A 21,384-nucleotide genomic window follows, 5' to 3' on the forward strand; every position below is an offset into this window, starting at 1 on the left:
AGTCCATATAAATATAGAACTCAGGTTGCTTAGTTGCGCTTTTTAAATACTGTCTACTTGACAGGGGTCACTCCATAAATTTGTGCTCTTTTTTATTTTGAAGGAATAAAGAAAACAGATATAGCTGCGAGAAGACCTGCGAATGAGAATAAGTAAAAATTCCATGCTAAGTCATATTGCATTGTCATAATAATACCGACAAGGATAGGACCAGCAATCGCACCAACTCGGCCAAGTCCAAGTCCCCAGCCTAAGGAAGTAGCTCGGATATGGGATGGGAAGTATTGTGTTACATATGCATTTAATATTTGAGTAATACCGACTGATCCAATGCCAGCAAGACCAATTAAAAGATAAATGATTGTAACAGATGGTTGAATTGTTAATAGTCCGATACAGATAGCTGCCATAAGATAGGAGATGCTAATAACAATTTTGGCTCCTATACGATCCGCGATTGCTCCAGCAAACAATGCACCGATAGCGGCAGTAATATTTAGCATAAGTAGAAATGATAAACTAGATCCAAGAGGGTATCCTGCTTGGCGCATCATCTGCGGTAACCAAGTATTTAAACCATATATCAAAAACATTCCCATTATATAAGTAATCCAAAAAAGCAGCGTTGCTTTTATGTATTCTTTTGAGAATAAGGTAAGAAATCCATTTTTCTTTCGTATATTAGATGGGGCTTCATGAGTTTCATCTTTTGCATAGAATTCAATTTTAAAGCGATTAAGAATTTGGTCCACTTCTTCTTGGCGATTACGTGATAATAAAAATTGAATGGATTCGGGTAAATAACGAACAATGAATGGAATGAGGAGTAGTGGAATCATTCCGATGCCAAACATAATCCTCCATCCGAAATCTTCTAACATAAACATAGACAAAATAGCACCTAACACGATACCTAAAGGATAGCCAGTAAACATAAGAGCATAAATAAAAGATTGTCGCTTTTTTGGTGAATATTCAACAGTAAGTGCTGAAGCTGTTGGAATAACACCGCCTAATCCAATTCCACCGATAAATCGCCATAGCCCAAATAATTCAGGAGAAGGAGCAATAGCAGCTAGGCCCATTGTGATAGAAAAAAGTGCTAAACAGCATATGAGTGTCCATTTTCGTCCAATTAGATCTGTAATGGTTCCAACTAGAATAGCGCCAATAAACATCCCAAACAAAGCGTAGCTGGCGATTGTACCAGCGTGTGCCGGTGAAAGTGCCCAGCTCTTGTCTTCCAGGAGCTTTGGCAGAACGGCGCCGTAAATACCTAAATCATATCCATCAGCTAGAATGGCTAACCAACAAATAAAAACAACAAGTTTTGTGATAGAGCTTGAAAAGATAGTTGCTGTGGATTCTGGATGAGGTGGAGCAGAAGGTTGCATAGTATTCACCCCTTTTATTTGTAGATGAATATATTATTTTATTTTGTGTTAATATTTTCCTTCTTGTGTCGGAATTTATCTGAAAAGGTTTTATAACAAATAAAGAAGTTCAACAGGAACTCTGTTGAACTTCTTTATTTACTCGTTATCAACTCGCTTTAACGGTTGATCTGCTGGCCCTTCAATAACATCTCCCTCAATTGAAAATCGGGAACCGTGGCAAGGACAGTCCCAAGTGCAATCACCATTATTCCATTCAACTTCGCAGCCGAGATGTGTACAAGTTGTATCAACAATATGTAATTTTCCATCTTTGTCCTTATAAGCACCTGCTCGTTTCCCGTTAACATGTACAACAGATCCTTCACCAACTTCGAGATCTTCTGGCTTACGTAATGCGGTTTCAATCTTTCCTTCAATTAAATGTTTCGCAACATCAATGTTCTGAGAAAGGAACGTTTTTATATCTGGATTTGCATGGAAGCGTGATGGTGCATACAGCTCTTTATAGGGACTGTGGACTTTTAGAATGGAATCCTTTAGTAAATGAGCGGCAGCAGTCCCGGTTGTCATTCCCCATTTACGATATCCAGTTGCAACAAATATATTTGGATTTCTTTCGTTAATATGCCCGATATAAGGAAGCTTATCTAGCGTGATTAAATCTTGTGCTGACCATCTATAAGGAACTTCGTCTACTCCAAAAGTTGCTTCCGCAAAAGAATACAGTGCTTCGTAATGAAGCATTGTGTTTATTCCTTGTCCTGTTTTATGACTTTCTCCGCCAATTAAAATTAATTGTTCTCCATTGTTTGTTGTATAGCGTAGGGAACGTTTTGGATCATCAATACTTAAGTACATGCCACCTGGATAATCCGTTTTTGCTTTAATTGCAAGAGCATAAGAGCGTTCAGCATACATGCGCGTAAAGAAAAAGCTATTAGCATCATAAAAAGGAAAATGTGAACAAGAGACAACATATTCACAAGTGATACGATGCCCCTCCTTTGTAATGACTTGTGGAGAATCTCCTTTTTCCACATCCATAGCTGTTGTTTGTTCGTAAACTTTTCCGCCCATCTCCACAAACTTTTCTAGAAGTGTTTTCAAATAAAGAAGGGGATGGAATTGTGCTTGATTTTTCATGACAAGTGCAGATTGCACTGGAATCGGAATCGATAGAGATTGAACATAGTCACAAGGTATATTTAATTTTTGATAGGCTTCATATTCTTTCGATAAATTTCTTAATCCATTATCGGTAGTTGTATATAAATATGAATCTTCATTTGAGAAATTACAGTCGATTTTATATGTTTGCACAGTTTCATTTATGAATTGTAGAGCATGATTATTTGATTCATAGTAAAGCCCGGCCTTTTCCACACCGAAATGATTTATTAATTCATCATAAATAAGATCATGTTGTGCTGTTACCTTTGCTGTTGTATGCCCAGTTGTTCCATTTAAAATAAGGCCAGAATCAATTAACACAACATCGATGCCTTCTTTTGCAAGTAAATAGGCAGTAGTAATACCTGTAATACCAGCACCGATAACAGCAACTTTCGTCTTTATATTTTCGGATAAACGAGGGAAAGTAGGGAACTGAGTAGATTCAATCCAATAAGATAGTGGCAATTGTGGAAATGTATCACTTGTCATTGTGGAAACCTCCTGATTTTAGAACAATTTTCCTTTTAATATTTCCATATTATATGAAATTCATGTGTGCTTTTTTAGAAGGAGCCTATTTTTATTAAAAGAAAGATAAAATTATTTTAATATAATTATTAAGTGTTGTCGGTATGAAGAGGTAGAAGTTGTGTAAAGCTAGGTTTAGGTGAGTGTATTTGTTGTTTACACCGAGAGTTCTTGAATAAGATAGAGTCTGTAGTATGTCCGCGTATGTATATGCATAATGGATAAAACCTTATAAAATCTATGTTTTTTCTTTAGTGAAATAAAGTATAATTATAAAAGTATAACCAACTTTTATTACTAGGTCATAAAAGTTGTTGACAATATAGAAATTCTATTGATATGATTCATCATGTGGAAAGGTTGATAGAGAGTAAAAAGAGAAATGTTTTTCATTGATAATAAAAGCGAAAAATAAGTGACGATAGAGTGAGTATATTTTCCTTATAATAGATGCTTTTTTTAATCACCTAGTAAAATCAATCTGGAAGCAAGAATTGATATATGTAAGTTGCGCAAGGCGCGGCATAAGAAAGGGGCAAAAGGATGAAGGAGCTTCATACGTTTGGGTGGTATGCAGCACGTGTATCACCACATTTGCCGAAAAAAGCATTTAAACCAGTTCCTACTCGTTTGTTTGGTGGACTGGCTTATTTGCTTGTGGCATTGGCGGGGTTAATAGCGATTGGTGTATTTGAATTGAATGTGTGGGCAAATCTAGGAATTGCGATTGTTCTTGGATTATGTTTTGCTTCACTTGGGTTTTTAGGGCATGAAATTTTACATGGAACTGTTGTGAGAAAGGCGTGGCTTCGTGATTTCTTAGGAGCGATTGCATTTATGCCGTTATCAACAGGTCCTAAACTTTGGAGAAAGTGGCATAATGCAACGCATCACGTTCATACACAACATGAAGAGAATGATCCAGATGCATGGCCGACACTTGAGAAGCTTAAGAAGAGTAAGTTTTTGAGCTGGGTATATCGTATGCCTCTTCATGTACGTTCATTCTTTAGTTTTCTGTCACTAACAATTCAATTTACATTGCATTCGACTCGAATGTTCTTTCATTTCATAAAAGAATTTAAGTCATCCAATCAAAAATCTGTATGGCTTCAACTTCTTTTGCCTTGGACAGTTTGGATTAGTTTATTGTTTATTATGGGACCTGGAAAATGGTTATTTGCATATGTGATTCCGTTGTTAATTGCTAACTTTATTGTAATGGCATATATCGCAACAAATCACCGCTTAAATCCAATTGTGCCAGTAAATGATCCGTTAGCAAACTGTTTATCAGTAACAGTGCCGCGCTGGGTAGACGTTTTACATTTCAATTTCTCATATCATACAGAACATCATTTGTTCCCTGCTATGAGTTCTAAATACTATCCGTTAGTAAAAGAGAAAATTAAAGAAATGTGGCCGGAACGCTATCATGAGATGCCAATGACAAAAGCTTTGGCAGCACTATGGAATACACCACGTGTGTATTATCAAGGAAGTGAATTAGTGGATCCGCATAGAGAGCATTTCTATGGTTCTTTAGGAAATGGACTAGATCCTCATAATATTTCATATCGCGAGGAACATATAGAGGAAGAAGAGAGCATTAAAAAAGCAAATCAATAAAAATTAATATATTTTTGCAATGAAAAAGCAAGCCATCTCTGGCTTGCTTTTTCTTATAAAGAGACTTCTTTTTTATTCTTTGCACTAACTTGAACTGAATTTGTTTCTTTTCGTTGTAGTCGTTTTTCCAAAAGGTTAACAAGGTAAGTGAATAGGAGAACAAGCACGAGATAATATAAACCAACGATTATATATGTATCTAATTGTTGGAAGTTACCTGCAGCAATAGATAAACCTGATCCCCATAATTCGGACATTCCTACGTAAGCAACAAGTGAAGAATCTTTTAATCCAATAATAAACTGATTTCCTAAAGGAGGAAGAGATTGACGAAATGCTTGCGGTAATACGATGCGGCGCATCGCTAAAGGATACGGCATACCTAGAGAGCGAGCAGCTTCTAATTGTCCACGGTCAACAGATTGGATGGATCCGCGGAAAATTTCAGTAATATATGCACCGTTATGGATTGCTAAAGCAATTGCTCCTGCCCAAAAAGGGGTGAAAACAATAATAGATGTAATACCGAAATAGAGAATGGCGATTTGAACAATTAAAGGTGTACCACGAATAATAGCGATATATACATGAGCAATACTATTTAAAACTTTATTGTTAGAGATTCGAAAAAAAGCGAATAGTAATCCAATTAGTGAACCGAGTAATAGGGATGTTAGTGTTAATTGTAGTGTGACAATAGTAGCCTTTAAGAGTGTGGGATAAGTAGACATAAAAATTTCAAACATATGTGTCACCTCATATTGTATGGATTTTGGTAGGGAATGAAATACCCCACTGATTATTAGCCCACACCAATTGGGAGTTTTATTGCCCATAAATAGCGGGATAAAAAGTGGGGCATAATTTATGAAACATTTAACTAGCTAATTTACTTTGTTTTTTCCTCTTCACCAAGAATATTACGCCCAAACCATTTTTTACTGATCTTTTCATACGTACCATCTTTAATAATTTCATCTAAAGCCTTATTTACTTTCTCGACCATTTCTTTATCATCTTTACGAATAGCAATTCCCATTTCATCAAGGTTTAATGGTTTTCCAGCTTCTTTTATATTTGATTTACCTTCTTTGATCATGCGCAAACCAACCATTTGATCTGTGATTACTGCGTCAATACGTCCAGGCTCTAAGTCCATAAGTGCAGTAATATCGCTATCGTATTCTGTAATTTGATCTGTATGTTTTGCAACAAGGTCTTTAAAGGTACTAGCTTTTACAACACCAATTTTCTTACCTTTCAAATCTTCTGGAGAAGAGATAGATGTATTCTTTTTAGCTACAAAAATTTGGGCACCAGAACGATAATAAGGATTTGAGAAATTAACAGCTTTTAAGCGTTCTTCTGTAATTGCCATACTGCCCAGTATTACATCATACTTTTTCGCTTTGAGACCTTGGATTAGCGTTTCCCATGGATTTGTAATAGGAGTCGGTTTCATATTCATTTTTTTCGCAAGTGCCTCACCTATTTCCACATCAAAACCGACAAGTTTTCCGTCATTTTCTTTATAGTTAAAAGGTTTATATAAGCCACTCATCGCATAACGAAATTCTTTTTCACCATTTGAAGAAGTAGTGGCACTTTCCTTACTACAGGCCCCGAGTATAAAGGATGTACATAATGTAATACTCGCAACAATGGTTAATAGTTTTCTTTTCATAAAACCCCTCCTATATATTAATCATACGGATGGTTTTAAGTATGTTATTGAGATATTTTATTTAGATGATTAGTTGTGCACCGTATGAATGTATTTCTTTTCGCTTGAAACAGAAGTTACATTATAAAACGTTGCGTAAAAATTGTTTCGCTCGTTCATGTGATGGAGCTGAAAAGAATTGTGCTGGCGGAGCATCCTCTACAATTTTTCCATCATCCATAAAAATTACGCGATCAGCTACATCTCTTGCAAAATTCATTTCATGAGTAACAATAACCATGGTCATTCCTTCTTCAGCAAGTTCTTTCATAACTTGCAATACTTCTCCAACAAGTTCAGGGTCTAAGGCTGAGGTAGGTTCATCAAATAGCATAATTTTAGGATTCATAGCAAGAGCTCGTGCAATAGCAATACGCTGTTTTTGGCCACCTGACAGGAGGTGGGGAGTTACATCTGCTTTATCTTGTAGACCGACTTTTTGTAAAAGTTGATTTCCGATTTCCTTTGCATTTGCTGCTTCTAATTTTTTTACATGAATAGGTGCTTCTATGATATTTTCTAGTGAGGTCATATGGGGAAAGAGGTTAAAGTGCTGAAAAACCATACCGACATTTTCACGGACTTTGTTTAAATTTGAATGCTTTGGATCAATTTGTTCACCTTGTAAGTGAATTTCACCTTCATCGTACATTTCTAAAAAGTTAAGACAGCGAAGTAATGTACTTTTACCGGAACCACTGGCACCAATTAAAACAACAACTTCTTTTTCATTTACTTTTAAATCAATTCCTTTTAAAACATCAAGTGACCCGAATGATTTTACTAGATTTCGAACCTGAATCATACAAAACCCCCAGTCAAAAATATATTTTACAAATGTTGCCCCTTATTTCTGTTATTAGTCATAAATTGTCAGAATCCTTTATTTTTTTTGGGTGATTTGATATTCAAGGGAGTAATGATTTTTAAAATCTCTATATCTTTCTATAACGAAAATATGGATAATAATATATAGGTAGTACTTATATTGCTTATAAAAAGGGGGAAAGAAGAGATGGGAAAAGAAAGGAAGACATTTTCCTTTGGCTTACGTACACAACTTATGCTATTCACTACAGTTTTAGCTTTAATTACATATTCAACAAGCATATTTTTTATTTATGTGGTATATGATTATTTTCAAAGTTATGTAAGTCAAACTGTTTATAATATTATCGTTATGTTATTAGGGGTAGTATGGTCTGGAATTTTAGCATATGGAGCAGCCGTATTTTTAATTAAACCGCTTCGAAAGTTAGAGGAGGCGGCGAGAAAAGCGGCTGAAGGAGACATTCGTGAAGATGTTCCGTTACCGAAGACTGATGATGAAATTAAATCTTTAAGTGTTGCTTTTAATATGATGCTTGGGAACTTAAGGGGCATGGTAAAAAATATTGATACAACATTTTCGTATACAAACAATCAAGTACAGCAAATTAGAAAACAAACAGGTGAAGCAACGAAACAAGCACAAGGTGTTTCTGAAACACTTGCAGAGATTTCTTCTGGCGCTGAGCAATCAGCGGCATCAATTCAAGCGATTGTTTCTGCTGTTGATACAACAACTTCTATTGCAAGTGAAGTAGAAGAGAAAGCAAAACAGTCTGATGAGTTGTCTTCAGAAATGGTGCAAGCTTTAGGACATAGTACTCGTGTCTTTACGTCTTTAATTCAAGGTATTCAAACATTGGCGAAAGAAAATGAAGATTCAATGCAAAATGTACAGAAGTTAGAGGAAAGAATGAAACAAGTAGAACACATTGTATCTGTTGTGAGTGAGATTGCTAGCCAAACTAATTTATTAGCACTAAACGCTTCTATTGAGGCTGCTCGTGCAGGAGAGCACGGAAGAGGCTTTGCGGTTGTTGCGGAAGAAGTACGGAAACTTGCTGATGAAAGCGATCATTCTGCAAGAAACATATCGCAGTTATTACGAAACATGCAAGAGGAAGTACAACAAGTTGCAATGAAAATGACAGAACAAGTGAAAATAGCTAAAGAAGAGGCGAAACGTGGGGAAGCTACGGAATTAATTTTAAAAGAAATGTCATCAAGTGTTATGGAAGTAGCCGATGCAACTAAGCAAATTAGTGGCTATATGAACGAACAAGTGAGTCACATTCATCAAACAGGGGCACAGACGAAGGCCGTAGCAGCAATTGCTGAAGAAACGTCAGCTGGTTCACAAGAAGTAGCACGTGTGACGTTGCAACAGTCTAAAAATATGGTGGTAATCGATCAATTGTTAAAGGATTTAGAGAAGCAAGCAGCGGACTTAAAACAAACAATTGAACGATTTTCAATGTAAAAAGGAAGAACAGTATTTTGTTCTTCCTTTTTTTACGTATGAAAGGGTGGGATACTTTGTTGAAAACGAAAAACATTGCAAGGATCATATATGGTTTTCACTTTACGTAATTTTTGAAAGTTAGGACCATAATAACTAGTTTGCCAATTTTTAATGTCGATATCGGGCCAATTGACATAGTCACCTAGTGTATAAGGATCTAAGCTTTCTCGTAAATCTTTAACCCAGCGTATATTTCGATTTTCTTCATCATCACATTTCCAAGAGGTAATGTATTCTTGCGCAATAATTGCTTTACGATGGAAATAAGCTGTTTCAGTAGGTGGAATATTTTCAACAGCACCAACGAGTGATTGGTGCCAAATACTCGCATCTTTATTTGGTGCATGAGAAAGAAAATACTGCATGATTTGAATTCCTTTAAGAGGGATAGGTTTATATACGTAGGAACCGGAGCGCTTGAAGTTTTCAGGGATGTTACCACTGTTAAAAAATTCAACAGCCTTTATATAAGGAACTTCATCTATAAAGAGAGAGGGGGTACCAGTTTCAAGAAGAGGAGATAATAAGGAATGGAGTTCAGAGGCAGAGCCAACAAACTCACCTTGTGCTTCAATTTTGTTTTGTTGCTTTGTGAATAATTCAATTGATGAAGTGAGACGTTCGTCTATATAAGGCGCCCAGTTTTGCCAAGCTTGAAATGCAGCAATAAAGTCCTCCCATTCCCATGTAATCGAGAAGATTGATACATTTTTTATAGGGTGTACTCGAAAAGTCAAAGAAGTAATAATTCCGAAGTTTCCACCACCACCACCGCGGCACGCCCAAAACAAGTTATGGTTTTCATGTTCGCTTGCACGAATGATTTTTGCACCAAATTTACCACAGGCTTGTACCATTTCAACTTCTATTAATTGATCACATGTTAATCCAAATAAGCGTGAAAGCATACCTATGCCACCGCCAAGTGCTAATCCAACAATTCCAACGCTTGCGCTTGTACCAGCTGGTATTGTCACACCATAATTCCAAAGCTCTTTATAAACAGTGCCAAGGTTTGCACCAGCTTCAATTGTTGCTGTTAATTTATCTGTATTAACAGTAATACGATGCATTTCACTTACATCAATAATAAGTCCTCTATTTAAAAGAGAAAAATTTTCATAGCTATGACGTCCGCTTCTTAAGCGAAATGGTACATGACGTTCACGTGCCCATTTTAAGGCGTTACTCACATCATTTTTATTTTGGCAAAAAACAATAATACAAGGGAGTTTTGGAATACTTAAGTTTAAATTAATTCGGGCTACGTCATAGTCAGGATCTGAAGGAACAACGATACGACCTGTTAATTTTGTTTGTTTCAATTTATCACTTCTTTCTAAAATAAGCAGTGCTTTTTATTAATATATGAAAAGCGTATGTAACGTGCGTGGACAAAAGCAGGTGAGGAATGAGATTTGCCTTTGTGAGAAATAAATAAAGCATAAGAATGAGGAATCTACATAGAGTTCAATGAAAACAGTTGCAAACTATTCATATTTTGTTATGATAGTGTTACGAAAACGTTTGCATAAAAAATTTCCGATGGGATGCAAAAGGAGAGAAGGACTATGAATAAGACATGGTGGAAAGAAGCAGTTGCTTATCAAATTTATCCACGTAGCTTTATGGATTCAAATGGTGATGGTATTGGAGATTTACAAGGTATTATTGCGAAACTGGATTATTTAAAAGATTTAGGTATAGATGTAATTTGGATTTGTCCAATGTATAAGTCACCTAATGATGATAATGGTTATGACATTAGTGATTATCAAGATATCATGGATGAGTTCGGTACAATGGCAGACTTTGATGCTTTACTAGATGAAGTTCATAAACGTGATATGAAGCTTATTATTGATTTAGTTATTAATCATACGAGTGATGAACATCCGTGGTTTATTGAATCACGTTCGTCTAAAGACAATCCAAAGCGTGATTGGTATATTTGGCATGATGGTAAAGATGGTGCGGAACCAAACAACTGGGAAAGTATTTTTAATGGTTCGGCATGGGAATATGATGAAGTAACAGGACAATATTATTTACATTTATTCTCGCGTAAACAACCAGATTTAAACTGGGAGAATAAAGAAGTCCGCGAAGTGCTATACGATACAGTTAACTGGTGGCTTGATAAAGGAATTGATGGTTTCCGAGTGGATGCAATCAGCCATATTAAAAAAGAAGATGGTTTCAAAGATATGCCAAATCCAAAAGAACTAAAGTATGTACCATCTTTTGATAAACATATGAATGTGGATGGTATTCAACCTTTATTAGAAGAGTTAAAAGAAAATACGTTTTCTAAGTACGATATTATGACTGTTGGTGAAGCGAATGGCGTTAAGATTGAAGATGCTGAGCTTTGGGTTGGAGAAGAGCGAGGTAAGTTCAATATGGTATTCCAATTTGAACATTTAAGTTTATGGGATGCAGAAAAGAAGAAAGATCTTGATGTTGTAGGATTGAAAAAAGTATTAACGAAATGGCAAAAAGGACTAGAAAATAAAGGATGGAATGCCTTATATATTGAGAATCACGATAAACCACGTATCGTTTCGACTTGGGGAAATGATAAACAATATTGGCGTGAAAGTGCAACGGCTCTAGGCGCAATGTACTTCTTTATGCACGGTACACCTTTTATTTATCAAGGGCAAGAAATTGGGATGACAAATGTTCAGTTACCAAATGTTGAGGATTACGATGATGTAGCAACTAAAAATTTATATCGTGAGAAAATTGCAGAGGGCGTATCACATCAAGATATGATGGAAGTTATATGGGCTTCTTGCCGCGATAATTCACGTACACCTATGCAGTGGAACGATGAGATGAATGCTGGCTTCACAACAGGTGCACCTTGGTTTAGTATGAATCCAAACTATAAAGAGGTTAATGTTGAAAAGCAGAAAAATGAAGAAAACTCTATTTTCAATTTCTATAAGAAAATGATTGCCTTGAAAAAAGAACACGATGTACTGAATTACGGTACGTACGATTTACTTTTAGAAGATGATCCGCAAATTTATGCATATACTCGTACATTAAACGATGAAAAAATCGTCGTAATTAGCAATATTTCAAAAGAGGAAGCTGTGTATAATGAGGAATTATTTGCACTAGAACGCAAACGTTTGCTTTTAAATAACCATGAAGTTGCGGAACATGAACAAGTAACTACAATCACGTTAAAGCCTTATGAAACAAGGGTTTATCGCATTTCATAATAAAAAAGGATGCTCTTAGAGCATCTTTTTTTATGAAAAAAAATAAATTTCTATTGCAAAGTGAAAACGCTTTTATTAAAATAGATTTATGAAAACGGTTGCGTAAAGATAAAAATAAAGTAACATAAGGAATCGTTTTCATAAGAGAAACAGAAATTATAATTTAAATCATTATGTTTTTATAAATAAAGGGGAGGAAGAACAGATGAAAATTACGTCTTTTGATTTTTGGCAAAAGTTTGGGAAAGCGTTATTAGTTGTTGTAGCTGTAATGCCAGCAGCTGGTTTAATGATTTCTATCGGTAAGTTAATTGGGATGTCTGCTGGGGATATTAACGCAGTTCATACAATCGCTCGCGTAATGGAAGACATAGGTTGGGCAATTATTACAAATCTACACATCTTATTCGCGGTAGCAATTGGGGGATCTTGGGCGAAAGATCGTGCAGGTGGTGCATTTGCAGCGCTACTAGCATTCGTCTTAACAAACAGAATTACAGGAGCTATATTTGGCGTAAACGCTGAAATGTTAACGGATTCAAAAGCGACAGTTTCTTCAGTATTAGCAGGAGATTTAGTTGTAAAAGATTACTTCACTTCTGTACTTGGTGCACCAGCATTAAACATGGGAGTTTTCGTAGGGATTATCACAGGGTTCTTAGGAGCTACTTTATATAACAAATACTATAACTATAATAAACTGCCACAGGCATTAGCGTTCTTTAACGGAAAACGCTTCGTACCATTCGTTGTAATTGTTTGGTCTACAGTCACTGCAATTGTATTATCACTTTTATGGCCATTCATCCAAAGTGGATTAAATGAATTTGGTCGTTGGATTGCAGCATCTAAAGATAGCGCACCAGTTGTTGCACCGTTTGTATATGGAACGTTAGAGCGTTTACTATTACCATTTGGTTTACACCATATGTTAACGATTCCGATGAACTACACAGAGCTAGGCGGAACATATACGATGTTAACTGGCTCAAAAGTTGGACAAATTGTAGCAGGACAAGATCCATTATGGCTTGCATGGATTACAGATTTAAATAACTTATTAGCAAATGGAGATACGAAAGCATATAACGATCTATTAAATAATGTTGTACCAGCTCGTTTCAAAGCAGGACAAGTTATCGGCTCAACAGCAGCATTAATGGGTATTGCATTCGCGATGTTCCGTAATGTTGATAAAGAAAAACGTGCAAAATATAAACCAATGTTCTTATCAGCAGCATTAGCGGTATTCTTAACAGGTGTAACAGAACCAATTGAATTTATGTTCATGTTTATCGCTCCAGTATTATATGTTGTATATGCAATTACAACAGGACTTGCATTCGCGTTAGCAGATTTAATTAACTTACGTGTTCATGCATTCGGATTTATTGAGTTAATTACTCGTACACCGATGATGATTAATGCAGGACTAACTAGAGATTTAATCAATTTCGTTATCGTTTCATTAGTATTCTTCGGTCTGAACTTTACATTATTCAATTTCTTAATTAAAAAGTTCAACTTACCAACACCAGGACGTGCAGGTAACTATATTGATAATGAAGATGAGTCATCAGAAGGAACAGGAAATGTACAAGATGGTTCATTAGCAACAAAAGTTATTGATTTATTAGGTGGAAAAGAAAATATTGCTGACGTAGATGCTTGTATGACACGTTTACGTGTAACAGTAAAAGATTTAGATGTTGTTGCACCAGAAGCACAGTGGAAACAAAATGGTGCTTTAGGACTTATCGTAAAAGATAAAGGTGTACAAGCAGTATATGGTCCGAAAGCTGACGTATTAAAGTCAGACATTCAAGATATGTTAGGTGCGTAATAATATGAAATTGCTAACTTTAAACTGTCACTCTTGGCAAGAAGAAAATCAAATAGAAAAGATAAAATATCTTGCTAAAGTCATTCAAGAAGAAGAGTACGATGTCATCGCATTGCAAGAAGTAAGTCAGTCGATAGGGGCTGAAAATGTATGCGGTAACAAGAAAGAAGATAATTTTGGACTTTTACTATTAGAAGAGTTAAAAGCGTTAAAAGCGTTACATGTAAAAGATTACAATATTACTTGGGATTTCTCTCATATTGGTTATGATGTGTATGAAGAAGGATTAGCGATTATAACGAAGCATAGTATTATAAAAGAAAATACGTTCTTTATATCAGAAAATAAGGATACGACGTATTGGAAAACACGCAAAATTGTAAGTGCAACAATTGCTTATAATGATAAGAACATCACGTTTTACTCTTGCCACCTCGGTTGGTGGAATGACGAAGAAGAATCATTCAAAGATCAAGTGAATCGTTTGATGGAGCGTGTAGATAGCAATGAACTTTCCTTCTTAATGGGTGATTTTAATAATAACGCTCGTTTGCAAGGTGAAGGTTATGAATATATGATGCAAAAAGGTTTGTACGACACATATAAACTAGCAATAGAGAAGGATGAAGGAACAACTGTCCAAGGTGAGATTGCGGGTTGGGATGAAAATAAACATAATTTGCGAATCGATTTAATATTGTGTAACCAAAGTGAAAAAGTTCGTTCTTCAAAAGTCATTTTTAATGGTACAAACCGAAAAGTAATTTCAGATCATTTCGGTGTAGAAGTACAAGTAGATATATAATAGAAGAAATCCTCACAGATGATGAAAAGCTGTGAGGATTTTTTTGAGGAATACAAGTATTTCCAAGAGAAAATACTTGTATTTTTTATGACATTTCCTATATATTTGTTATTATTGAATGTAAAACCGATTTGGTCATTTTGTATTCATACTTTGACTTACTTCGTTATATAATGTAATAAGTCAAAGTTAATGGGAAAAAATAGTTCGTTTTTGGTTAATCCACGATGTAGAAAGTGATATAATTGCAAAATGTATGTATCATTTTCTAAAGAAGGAAAAATATATAATTAGGTGATAACTTTTATGAAACAAATTTGGCGTATTTATAAGACAGATTTACGGAATGTAGCCAAACATTGGGCTGCAATTGTTATTGTTTTAGGATTAATGATTTTACCATCGTTATATGCATGGTTTAACATTAAAGCTTCTTGGGATCCATATGGAAATACAAAAGAGGTTCCCATTGCAGTTTCTAACCAAGATGCAGGCTCTAATTTAAGAGGGAAAGATATCAATATCGGGGACGAGATTGTAGATTCTCTGAAGAAAAACAAAAATCTTGGTTGGAAATTTGTAGACGAAAAGCAGGCAATTTACGGAGTTGAACGTGGGGATTATTATGCAAGTATTACAATCCCAAAAGACTTCTCTGAAAAAATTGCAACTGTTCTGGATGAAAATCCACAAAAGCCAGAACTTGATTACTATGTAAATGAAAAAGTAAATGCGATTGCACCGAAAATTACAGCAAAAGGTGCATCAGGTATTACGGAAGAGATTAGTAAAAACTTCGTTAAAACAGCGAACGGTGAGATTTTTAAAATCTTCAATGACCTTGGAATCGATTTAGAAACAAACTTACCAAGTATCGAGAAAGTAAAAGACCTTGTATTTAAGTTAGAAGCGCAGTTCCCAGAAATGAATACATTGATGGATAAGGCGTTAGATGATGCGACTCGAGCAGAGGATGTTGTGAAGGTAGCACAAAAAGAGTTACCGGTTGTAGAAAGTGTTATTAATGATGGTCAGGATACACTTAAGAGCTTAGATGCATTCTTTGCGAGAAACGATGAAACATTGAATCGTGCGCCAGGAACTATTAAGAATAATTTAATTGCAATACAAACAGGTTTGAATGGTGCGGCGGCGATTACAGATTTCTTAAAAAATCCATCTGTTGATTTCAATCTGGCACTTCCAGATCCGGCTACACTCCCGGTGTTGCCTGATATAACTATTCCACAGATACCACAAATACCAGAGTTACCGCAGGTGAATGGTGAGGGGTATAAAAATATCGCTAAAAATATTAATCAAACTGTAAATAATGTTTTTAGTTCTACTCGTGTTGGAACGGCATATGTAAAAAGTGTTATGGATGGTCTTCAAAATAATGGTGTTGATCCAGCTGTAGCGCAGAAAAATGTACAGGATGCTTCAAAACTTCTCCAAGAGCGTATCGATAGTGTTTCATATTTGATTGATTTCTTTACAGCTTTTAAGGAAGCAGCTTCAACGGACTTCGGTAAACAGTTCTTTGGGAACAGAGTAGAGAGTTTAACGGTTCTTAAAAATTCTATGGTGGATGCGAACGATAGAGTTAAGCATGTAGGGGATTTAATTAGTTCTGGACAAGAGGTTAAACAAGATGTACGAGATGCAGTAAATCAAAAATTAGATTCAGTAAATAATTTAGTAACTCAAGCTGAAAAGGACTATAATGCAACGTTCGTAGCCGATTTTGAAAAAGCAGTAAGCACAGCTGAGCAATTGAAAAACAAGGCTGAAAATGTAAAAGAAGATGCTCAGCAACTAAGAGGAAATTTAAATCAAGGAATAAACAAAACTAATGAGATATTAGACAATGGTAGAGAAAAATATGATAAGGCTGTAAATGATTACAGCAGATTAAAAACGGAGCTTGGAAAAGCGAGAGAAGACTTAAATAATAAAGGAATCAACGGATTAGATTCTACAAAAGTAGCTTTAAATGATATAAGAGGAGAGTTACAAGCTGGAAAGAATTTAGTTAATGATATGATCCCTGTTATGGAAAATGCGAATAAAGTTTTAGCAGATGTAAATAGTGATAAAAACATGAATAACACGATTGCTAAATTGAATAAAGCAAAAGATGGTTTCCAAAAAGGAATCGATTTAACTGATAAAGGAATTGACGCTATTAATAAAGGTCAAAAACCAGCGGCAGATGTTATTGAGAGCATTAATGAAGTATCTAAAAATGTTTCGGGTCAAATAGGTGACATCTTAGCTAAATACGATTCAGAAATCGTTCCAAACTTTAATGAAGCAATTGCTCGTACAAAAGAGATGTCTAAAAACACATCTCAAATTTTAAAAGAAGCAGATAAAAAGCTTCCAGATGTTAAAAAGTTACTAGAAGATTCATCAAAAGGCTTAGTAGACGGTAAAAAGAAATTAGCAGATATTAAAGCTGAAATGCCAGCTACTGAGAAAAAGATTAAAGAATTAGCAGATAAAATTCGTGATTTTGAATCTGAAGAGGATTTAAAAGACATCATCCGTTTATTGAAAAATGATGTTGAGAAGCAAAGTGATTACTTTGCGAATCCAGTAAATTTAAAAGAGAATAAATTATTTGCGATGCCGAACTACGGCTCAGCAATGTCACCATTCTATACAGTGCTTGCATTATGGGTAGGCGCATTATTAATGGTTTCATTATTAACGGTAGAAGTGCACGAAGAAGGCGCGAATTATAAGAGCCATGAAATTTACTTCGGACGTTTATTAACATTCTTAACGATAGGTCTTTCACAAGCGTTTATCGTATCAATGGGAGATATATTCTTACTTGGTACGTACGTAGTCGATAAGTTCTGGTTTGTATTATTTAGTTTATTTATTGGTGGAGTCTTCGTTTGTATCGTATACTCACTCGTTTCTATTTTCGGAAACGTTGGGAAATCGATGGCGATCATTTTACTTGTACTGCAAGTAGCAGGATCGGGCGGAACATTCCCGATTCAAATGACACCAGCGTTCTTCCAAGCAATTTATCCATTCTTACCGTTCACATACGCAATTAGTGCAATTCGTGAAACAGTAGGCGGGATGCTTTGGGATATCGTAACACGAGATTTACTTGTATTAAGTGCTTTCGTAGTAGTTATGATTGTTGCTGCGTTATTACTGAAAACACCAATTAACAAATCGAGTGAAAAGTTTGTTGAGAACGCAAAAGGAAGTAAAATCATTCACTAAAATAAAAGGTTCCTACCGATAGAGGTAGGAACCTTTTTGTTTAATCAAATTTTAATTTCTTTAATGCTTCTGCAAATGGATTGTTTAATGGTTCTTCTTCTTTGTTCTGTTGTTTCATATATTTTTGAACGTCGCGCTTATCAGCTTTGTTTCCAGATTCCTTTTTACGTCTCTCTTGGAATGTCGATAATTTCTCACGATAGCCACATTTACATGCGAAGATTTGTCCAGCACCTTCACCACGTAATTCTAATTTTTTCTTACACTGAGGACAACGAGCGTTTGTTGTACGAGATACATTTTTACGATGACCACATTCACGGTCTTGGCAAACGAGCATTTTTCCTTTTTTGCCGTTTACCTCTAGCATTGGTTTACCACAGTCTGGACAAGACTTTGTTGAAATGTTGTCATGTTTATATTTTTTATCACTCGATTTAATTTCAGAAACAATTTCTTTCGTATAGTTCTTCATTTCTGAAATGAATACTTCTTTTTTCAGTTTACCCTTTGCAATTGCCTCTAGCTTTTGTTCCCACTCACCAGTTAGTGTAGGTGATTTTAACTCTTCTGGCACTAAATCAAGTAACTGACGGCCTTTTGAAGTAATGTGAATATCTTTACCACGTTTTTCAATTAAAAACGAATTGAATAGCTTGTCGATAATATCAGCTCGTGTTGCTACAGTACCTAATCCACCAGTTGATTTTAACGTATCAGCAAGTTGTTTATTTTGCGTATCCATATATTTTGTAGGATTTTCCATTGCTGAAAGTAAAGTCGCCTCGTTAAAACGTGCAGGTGCTTTCGTTTGACCGGATGTTTGCATAATTAACTTTACAGTTAATGTATCGCCTTTTTCAATGCGAGGTAAAAGTTGCTCTTTTACGTCATCAGTCACATCATCATCTTCAAAGCGATTTTCGTATACTTCTTTCCAACCGGCATGTAGAATAGTTTTTCCGCGTGCAATGAACGTTTCATTGCCGACTTTTGTGCGTAATGTTAGTTGTTCGTATTCGAATGCTGGGAATAAAACAGCTAAGAAACGTTTTACAACTAAATCATAAATTTTGCGTTCTTTATCTGTGAAGGCTGAGAAGTTAACGTATCCTTCTGTTGGAATAATTGCGTGATGATCGCTTACTTTACTATCATCAACAAATGATTTATTAGCCTTGATAGGCTTTTGTAATACTTTATGTGCTAAAGGACGGTATTCTCCGACACCACATGCTTTTAGACGTTCTGGAAGTGTTCCAACGATATCAGATGAAATATAGCGTGAATCTGTACGAGGGTACGTTAACACTTTATGTTGCTCATACAATTTCTGCATAATGTTTAATGTTTCTTTCGCAGAGTAACCGAACTTTTTATTTGCATCACGTTGTAATTCAGTTAAATCGTAAAGACCAGGAGAGAATGACTTCTTTTGTTTTTTATCAATGTCTATAACAGTGGCATTTTGTTTATCTAAAACTTTTACGATGCTATCAATTTTTTCTTTATTAAAACTACGGCTATTGCCATTTGCATCTTGCCACGTTAGTTTTAGTTGATTTGTTGTTTGAGCTTCAATGCCGTAATAAGTTTGAGCTTTGAAGTTCTTTATTTCATCTTCACGATTAGCGATCATAGCGACAGTAGGTGTTTGTACACGGCCGCAATTCAGCTGGGCATTAAAGCGAGTCGTTAAAGCTCGAGTCGCATTAAGACCGATATACCAGTCAGCTTCTGAACGCGCAACTGCTGAAGCATATAAATTGTCATATGCCTTACCTGGTTTTAAATTTGCAAAACCATCTTTAATTGCTTTGTCAGTAACGGATGAAATCCATAGACGTTTGATTGGTATGTTAACTCGAACCTTATCAATAATCCAACGAGCGACCAATTCTCCTTCACGCCCAGCGTCTGTTGCTACAATAATTTCATTTACATCTTTTCTAAGAAGCTGACTTTTTACAGCATTAAATTGTTTTCCTGTTTGTTTAATAACCGTTAATTTCAAACGCTCAGGTAGCATCGGTAAATCTTCTAAATTCCACTTTTTATATTTCACATCATAGTTTTCTGGATCTGCTAATGTAACAAGATGACCTAAAGCCCAAGTTACAATATATTTACTACCTTCAAGGTAGCCATTTCCTTTTTTATCACACTTCAGTACACGCGCAATATCTCGTGCAACGGAAGGTTTTTCAGCGATTACAACGCTTTTTGACATATTTAAAACATCCTTTCAAAATTCCATACGTTAACTATAGCATACATCTTCTTGAGATTCAGTTTCGCTCCATATTTGAGCGGTTTTTAGTGGAATGAACAAAACACCCACTGATTAAAGTTTCACTTGATTATGCTTATTGTTTTATAGGTTGCTTCTATACTAAATAGAAAAGTAAAGAACTTGTTATTTTATTAGAATAAGAGTAGACTTTGAAGTAGATGAATAATAAACACATGGGAGTTTGTGGATGCAAACTGAGAGTATGACTAATCCGTCATTGACCATTTGAACCTGTTGGATAATGCCAGCGTAGGGAGAGTGTAAAAGCACATGTTCAGGCACTTTGCGTACGCGCAAAGTGCCTTTTTGTGTATCTCCCATCACTATAGTTAGGAGATGAAAAGGATGAATATGAAAGAAATTAGTAAAGTAGTGGATTTGGTGAGAGAATCTAATCCGCTCGTTCATAATATTACAAATGTTGTTGTCACAAATTTTACAGCTAACGGTTTGTTAGCGCTAGGAGCATCGCCTGTAATGGCGTATGCAAAAGAAGAAGTGGCAGAAATGGCGAGTATTGCTGGAGCGTTAGTATTAAACATGGGGACACTACGTCCTGAAGAAGTAGAAGCGATGTTACTTGCGGGTAAATCAGCAAATGTAAACAATGTACCAGTACTGTTTGATCCAGTTGGTGCAGGAGCAACATCGTATCGAACAGAAGTTGCGAGACATATTCCGGCTGAAATCGAGTTAGCGATTATCCGCGGAAATGCAGCTGAAATAGCGAACGTTATTAATGAGAAATGGGAAATTAAAGGGGTAGACGCTGTTACTGGAAATGGCAATGTCGTAAGTATTGCAAGGCAGGCAGCGGATGAATTGAATACCGTTGCGGTAATTACTGGAGAAGAAGATGTTGTTACAGATGGAGAGCGAACTATTGTTATTCGAAATGGCCATCCTATTTTAACAAAGGTTACAGGAACAGGGTGTTTACTAACTTCTGTAATAGGAGCATTTGTAGCGGTAGAAAAGGATTATGTAAAGGCAGCTGTAGCAGCATTAACATTTTATGGTGTAGCTGCAGAACTGGCAGCTGCTAAGACGGTGGAAAAGGGACCTGGTAGTTTCCAAATTGAATTTTTAAATCAGTTAGCGAATACCACTTCGGGTGATATTGAGAAGTATGGGAAGATTGAGGAGTTAAAGTAA

The 21,384-nt window shown here is 35.7% G+C and carries 13 protein-coding genes, 2 pseudogenes and 1 riboswitch; of the genes and pseudogenes, 8 read left to right on the forward strand and 7 right to left on the reverse strand.

The features are described from left to right. Positions 1-92: 92 nt before the first annotated feature. Both V7S50_RS27700 and V7S50_RS27705 read right to left on the reverse strand, forming a co-directional pair. The gene (locus V7S50_RS27700; protein WP_242256603.1) at positions 93-1,394 is read right to left on the reverse strand and encodes an MFS transporter; all 1,302 of its coding nucleotides are present in this window, start codon (positions 1,392-1,394) and stop codon (positions 93-95) included. Between the two features lie 138 nt (positions 1,395-1,532). Beyond that, positions 1,533-3,059: an FAD-dependent oxidoreductase gene (locus V7S50_RS27705; protein WP_242256601.1), complete on the reverse strand. Its 1,527-nt coding sequence runs from the start codon at positions 3,057-3,059 to the stop codon at positions 1,533-1,535. A 582-nt stretch (positions 3,060-3,641) separates the two neighbouring features. Here V7S50_RS27705 and V7S50_RS27710 point away from each other — a divergent pair. Continuing rightward, positions 3,642-4,727 (forward strand): fatty acid desaturase family protein, encoded by a 1,086-nt coding sequence (locus tag V7S50_RS27710; RefSeq protein WP_063221611.1) that lies wholly within the window; start codon positions 3,642-3,644, stop codon positions 4,725-4,727. A 53-nt stretch (positions 4,728-4,780) separates the two neighbouring features. Here V7S50_RS27710 and V7S50_RS27715 read toward each other — a convergent pair whose 3' ends face one another. The 3 genes from V7S50_RS27715 to V7S50_RS27725 form a co-directional block, all read right to left on the reverse strand. Further along, the gene (locus V7S50_RS27715; RefSeq protein ID WP_063221612.1) at positions 4,781-5,473 is read right to left on the reverse strand and encodes an amino acid ABC transporter permease; all 693 of its coding nucleotides are present in this window, start codon (positions 5,471-5,473) and stop codon (positions 4,781-4,783) included. Positions 5,474-5,616: 143 nt separating this feature from the next. Next, a complete protein-coding gene (locus V7S50_RS27720; protein ID WP_101167856.1) occupies positions 5,617-6,411 on the reverse strand; it encodes an ABC transporter substrate-binding protein in 795 nt (264 codons plus the stop codon). Positions 6,412-6,532: 121 nt separating this feature from the next. Further along, on the reverse strand, positions 6,533-7,255 hold the full coding sequence (locus V7S50_RS27725; protein ID WP_242256600.1) for an amino acid ABC transporter ATP-binding protein: 723 nt from the start codon (positions 7,253-7,255) through the stop codon (positions 6,533-6,535). A 375-nt stretch (positions 7,256-7,630) separates the two neighbouring features. Here V7S50_RS27725 and V7S50_RS34155 point away from each other — a divergent pair. Both V7S50_RS34155 and V7S50_RS34160 read left to right on the forward strand, forming a co-directional pair. Next, positions 7,631-7,816, forward strand: a pseudogene (locus V7S50_RS34155) (HAMP domain-containing protein); the annotation flags it as partial. Positions 7,817-8,185: 369 nt separating this feature from the next. Then, positions 8,186-8,758, forward strand: a pseudogene (locus V7S50_RS34160) (methyl-accepting chemotaxis protein); the annotation flags it as partial. 32 nt (positions 8,759-8,790) lie between these two features. Here the strand turns inward: V7S50_RS34160 and V7S50_RS27735 are convergent. Continuing rightward, positions 8,791-10,125, reverse strand: a complete 1,335-nt coding sequence (locus V7S50_RS27735) for an FAD-binding oxidoreductase (RefSeq protein ID WP_242256596.1) — start codon at positions 10,123-10,125, stop codon at positions 8,791-8,793. A gap of 246 nt (positions 10,126-10,371) precedes the next feature. Here V7S50_RS27735 and V7S50_RS27740 point away from each other — a divergent pair, with 246 nt between their 5' ends. The 4 genes from V7S50_RS27740 to V7S50_RS27755 all read left to right on the forward strand — a co-directional run bounded on the left by V7S50_RS27740 (position 10,372) and on the right by V7S50_RS27755 (position 17,936). After that, positions 10,372-12,036 (forward strand): glycoside hydrolase family 13 protein, encoded by a 1,665-nt coding sequence (locus V7S50_RS27740; protein ID WP_242256594.1) that lies wholly within the window; start codon positions 10,372-10,374, stop codon positions 12,034-12,036. 205 nt (positions 12,037-12,241) lie between these two features. Next, positions 12,242-13,879 (forward strand): PTS transporter subunit IIBC, encoded by a 1,638-nt coding sequence (locus tag V7S50_RS27745; protein WP_309259648.1) that lies wholly within the window; start codon positions 12,242-12,244, stop codon positions 13,877-13,879. A 4-nt stretch (positions 13,880-13,883) separates the two neighbouring features. After that, positions 13,884-14,684, forward strand: a complete 801-nt coding sequence (locus tag V7S50_RS27750) for an endonuclease/exonuclease/phosphatase family protein (protein WP_242256589.1) — start codon at positions 13,884-13,886, stop codon at positions 14,682-14,684. A gap of 306 nt (positions 14,685-14,990) precedes the next feature. Continuing rightward, positions 14,991-17,936 (forward strand): YhgE/Pip domain-containing protein, encoded by a 2,946-nt coding sequence (locus V7S50_RS27755; protein WP_242256587.1) that lies wholly within the window; start codon positions 14,991-14,993, stop codon positions 17,934-17,936. Between the two features lie 40 nt (positions 17,937-17,976). On the opposite strand, the gene topB is transcribed toward V7S50_RS27755, so the two are convergent. Then, the gene (gene topB / locus V7S50_RS27760; RefSeq protein WP_242256585.1) at positions 17,977-20,166 is read right to left on the reverse strand and encodes a DNA topoisomerase III; all 2,190 of its coding nucleotides are present in this window, start codon (positions 20,164-20,166) and stop codon (positions 17,977-17,979) included. A 226-nt stretch (positions 20,167-20,392) separates the two neighbouring features. Continuing rightward, a riboswitch (TPP riboswitch) is annotated at positions 20,393-20,502 on the forward strand. A 72-nt stretch (positions 20,503-20,574) separates the two neighbouring features. On the opposite strand from topB, the gene thiM reads away from it, so the two are divergent. Then, positions 20,575-21,384, forward strand: coding sequence for a hydroxyethylthiazole kinase (gene thiM / locus V7S50_RS27765; protein ID WP_242256582.1), 810 nt, complete (start codon positions 20,575-20,577; stop codon positions 21,382-21,384).

The sequence above is a fragment of the Bacillus sp. CCNWLW194 genome (genome assembly GCF_037120585.1).
Lineage (GTDB): Bacteria > Bacillota > Bacilli > Bacillales > Bacillaceae_G > Bacillus_A > Bacillus_A basilensis.

Coding starts and splice junctions, on each gene's coding strand:
- V7S50_RS27720 (WP_101167856.1), bottom strand. CDS start 6,411: ATGAAAAGAAAACTATTAACCATTGTTGCGAGTATTACATTATGTACA.
- V7S50_RS27700 (WP_242256603.1), bottom strand. CDS start 1,394: ATGCAACCTTCTGCTCCACCTCATCCAGAATCCACAGCAACTATCTTT.
- V7S50_RS27715 (WP_063221612.1), bottom strand. CDS start 5,473: ATGTTTGAAATTTTTATGTCTACTTATCCCACACTCTTAAAGGCTACT.
- V7S50_RS27745 (WP_309259648.1), top strand. CDS start 12,242: ATGAAAATTACGTCTTTTGATTTTTGGCAAAAGTTTGGGAAAGCGTTA.
- V7S50_RS27755 (WP_242256587.1), top strand. CDS start 14,991: ATGAAACAAATTTGGCGTATTTATAAGACAGATTTACGGAATGTAGCC.
- V7S50_RS27725 (WP_242256600.1), bottom strand. CDS start 7,255: ATGATTCAGGTTCGAAATCTAGTAAAATCATTCGGGTCACTTGATGTT.
- topB (WP_242256585.1), bottom strand. CDS start 20,166: ATGTCAAAAAGCGTTGTAATCGCTGAAAAACCTTCCGTTGCACGAGAT.
- V7S50_RS27705 (WP_242256601.1), bottom strand. CDS start 3,059: ATGACAAGTGATACATTTCCACAATTGCCACTATCTTATTGGATTGAA.
- V7S50_RS27710 (WP_063221611.1), top strand. CDS start 3,642: ATGAAGGAGCTTCATACGTTTGGGTGGTATGCAGCACGTGTATCACCA.
- thiM (WP_242256582.1), top strand. CDS start 20,575: ATGAATATGAAAGAAATTAGTAAAGTAGTGGATTTGGTGAGAGAATCT.
- V7S50_RS27750 (WP_242256589.1), top strand. CDS start 13,884: ATGAAATTGCTAACTTTAAACTGTCACTCTTGGCAAGAAGAAAATCAA.
- V7S50_RS27740 (WP_242256594.1), top strand. CDS start 10,372: ATGAATAAGACATGGTGGAAAGAAGCAGTTGCTTATCAAATTTATCCA.